Source organism: Micromonospora sp. NPDC047753 (genome assembly GCF_040642735.1).
Classification (GTDB): domain Bacteria; phylum Actinomycetota; class Actinomycetes; order Mycobacteriales; family Micromonosporaceae; genus Micromonospora.
Genome location: NZ_JBEYSL010000784.1, coordinates 1 through 2,021, shown reverse-complemented (window position 1 = coordinate 2,021; position 2,021 = coordinate 1). Strand labels below are relative to the sequence as shown.

Sequence of the window (2,021 nt, the reverse complement as noted above, 5' to 3'; positions counted from 1 at the left end):
GCCCGGCGCGGGGTACGCGCCGGGCCGCCGTCTCTGGTGTTGTCGCTCACGCGGTCGTCTGCTCGCGGGTCTTCCGGGCCGTGTCGATCAGGTCCCAGACCACGATCGCGGCTGCGCCCACGGCGATGGCCAGGCCGATGCCGTCCCGGTTGTCGGCCTCCGCCACCCAGGTCAGGCGCTCGGCCAGGGCCGGGTTGAGCAGGCGGTCGGAGAGCGCGAGCCAGGCCAGCGGCACCGCGAACGCCAGGTCGAGCAGCACCTTCGTGCCGAACAGGGCCCAGGTCCAGCGGTCGATCCGGTACTTCACGACCTCGAAGACCACACTGAGTGCCAGCACGCCGATCAGCGCCGGCAGCCAGAACGACCACAGGGCCGGGTCGAGGATCGCGATGTTCTCGCCGTCGGTGTCGCTCACCCAGGAGTGGTAGTGCTGTAGCGGCAGGTACGCGATGGTCAGCACCAACATGATCACGGATGCGATGGTGTCGGCGAGGGGGATGCCTCGTCGTACCGGCGCGTCGGGCAACTGGTCGACGGTCCACTCCGGCAGGTCCACGGCCGTCTGGGTGCGCTCGATGATGGCGAAGGTCACTGTGAGCCAGAAGGCGATCTGCACCGCCACCTGCATTGCCGCGACGATGCCGGGCCCGATGGCGCCGAAACCCTTTCCTTCCGCCGCCTCGACCACCGTGACGACCGTGCCGACGAGCGCCGGGATGAAGCTGAGCAGCAGCTTCAGCAGCCGCAGCCAGAGCAGGTAGTAGGTCGGGCCGATGAGCTGCAACCGGCGGTCGGCGTACCGGGCGGCCAGCACGTCGGGGTTGCCCAGCTCGGTGAGCACCTCCCGCTCGGCGGTGGTGGCGTCCTGCCCGCCATCGGTCCGGCCCTCGATCATGTCGTCGATGGAGGCCCGCAGCTCGTTGGCGATCTCGTCGCGGCGCTGGGCGGGCACCGATCGCAGGGTGGCGGCGAGGTAGCGGTCGGTCAGGGTGTTCATCGTTCCACTCCTTGGATCAGCCCGGTGATGGAGGTCTGCACGGCGGCGAGGTCGTCGAGGAGCCGGTTCAGCATCGACTCGCCCTCGTCGCTGGTCCGGTAGAACTTGCGGGGTCGGCTCTCTTCGGTGTTCCACTCGCTGGTCAGCAGCCCCTGGTCCTCCAGGCGGCGCAGCAACGGGTAGAGGGTGTTGGCGTCGACCGGGAAGCCGTGGTCGCTGAGCCGTTGCAGCAGTGCGTAGCCGTAGTCCGGTCGGCGCAGCGCGACCAGGCTGGCCACCACGACGGTGCCTCGACGCAACTCCTGTAGGTGCGTCCGTAGAACGTCCTCGCTAACCATGTGTCACACCATACTGTGTGGCACACAGTGTTGTCTACGCCGATATCATCGTGTCCGCCCAACCTCCGTCTCGAGTCGATACGACGTACGGGGCGCCCGGTCGACACCGGACGCCCCGTACCTGGGAAAAGTCAGCAGCAAACGCCCTGCCGGAAGTTCCGCTCGACGAAGCTGGCCGGGCCGACCTGGAAGTAGCCCACCCCCGGCCGGATCGGGTGCCCGGTGAACAGCTCCACCCGCGACCCCACCCGGACCAGGTACGCCTCGGCGTCCCCCGCGTCGTTGCGGATCAGCGACCCCCGCCGGCCGTAGATCGCCTCCAACTCGTCGAAGGACATGCCGACAGTCGCGCCGGCGGGGGACCGCGGCGGCGCGGTGGCCGTACCGACCTCCACCAGCCGCCCGTCACGGAAGGCCAGCAGGATCACGCCCGCCCAGGAACCGGTCGCGCCGGCGTGCACCACAGTGCCGCAGGCCGGCGCGGTCCAGTCGATGTGCCCGTTCGCGGTGAGCGCGGCCAGGCTGGCGCCGATGCGGTACACGCCGACGCCGTCGACGCTGAGCACCTGCGGGTGGCTGTGCCCGACGGCGACGGCGAGCGGACCACGGGCCGAGGCGGGCGTCGCGCCGCCGGCCAGGGGCGCCCCGGCGTCTTCGAGGGCTGAGCCCTCCCCCACCGCTCCAAC

3 protein-coding genes are annotated in these 2,021 nt (G+C 70.3%); all 3 read right to left on the bottom strand.

The window, feature by feature from the left end; translation table 11 throughout:
• Positions 1-46: 46 nt before the first annotated feature.
• The 3 genes from ABZ749_RS34505 to ABZ749_RS34495 all read right to left on the bottom strand — a co-directional run bounded on the left by ABZ749_RS34505 (position 47) and on the right by ABZ749_RS34495 (position 2,012).
• Complete coding sequence (locus tag ABZ749_RS34505; protein WP_357235443.1) at positions 47-997, bottom strand: permease prefix domain 1-containing protein; 951 nt, start codon at positions 995-997, stop codon at positions 47-49.
• Positions 994-1,335 (bottom strand): PadR family transcriptional regulator, encoded by a 342-nt coding sequence (locus ABZ749_RS34500; RefSeq protein ID WP_124862757.1) that lies wholly within the window; start codon positions 1,333-1,335, stop codon positions 994-996. Before ABZ749_RS34500 ends, ABZ749_RS34505 begins: the two co-directional genes overlap by 4 nt.
• A 131-nt stretch (positions 1,336-1,466) precedes the next feature.
• Positions 1,467-2,012 (bottom strand): hypothetical protein, encoded by a 546-nt coding sequence (locus ABZ749_RS34495; RefSeq protein WP_357235446.1) that lies wholly within the window; start codon positions 2,010-2,012, stop codon positions 1,467-1,469.
• Between the last annotated feature and the right edge of the window lie 9 nt (positions 2,013-2,021).

What these genes read in the sequence shown, in the direction of transcription:
- ABZ749_RS34505 (WP_357235443.1), bottom strand. Translation starts at nt 997, where the DNA reads ATGAACACCCTGACCGACCGCTACCTCGCCGCCACCCTGCGATCGGTG.
- ABZ749_RS34500 (WP_124862757.1), bottom strand. Translation starts at nt 1,335, where the DNA reads ATGGTTAGCGAGGACGTTCTACGGACGCACCTACAGGAGTTGCGTCGA.